This is a genomic window from Methylobacterium sp. C33D (assembly GCF_053345825.1).
The window spans coordinates 1-360 of the sequence record NZ_JBKFAV010000147.1 but is presented as its reverse complement, the minus strand read 5'-3'; the positions used below and the strand labels follow the sequence as shown (position 1 = coordinate 360).

Genomic DNA, 360 nt, shown 5'->3' with positions numbered 1-360 from the left:
CGCTTCATCGTCGCCGAGCAGCGCGACCAGCTCGGTCTCTCGGCCGACATCCTGCTGGAGCCGCAGGGCCGCGACTCCGCCGCGGCGGTGGCGGTGGCGGCGCTGCACGCCGCCGCCAGCGGCCCGCAGGCCGTGGTGCTGATCATGGCCGCCGACCACGTCGTGCCCGACACGGCGGCCTTCGTGGACGCCGTGCGCCGCGCCGCCGCCGGGGCGCGCGCCGGCTACACGATCACGCTCGGCATCGAGCCCGACCGGCCGGCCACCGATTACGGCTACATCCGCCGCGGCGAGCCGATCACCGAGGCCGAGGGCGCGGCCCGCGTCGCCCGCTTCGTCGAGAAGCCTACCCAAGCCGGC

At 76.9% G+C, this 360-nt stretch carries 1 protein-coding gene; it reads left to right on the top strand.

Features of this window, described 5'->3' with window-relative positions; genetic code table 11:
* On the top strand, positions 1-360 hold a 360-nt coding region (locus ACLBXO_RS31790; RefSeq protein ID WP_447687924.1), incomplete at both ends, for a sugar phosphate nucleotidyltransferase.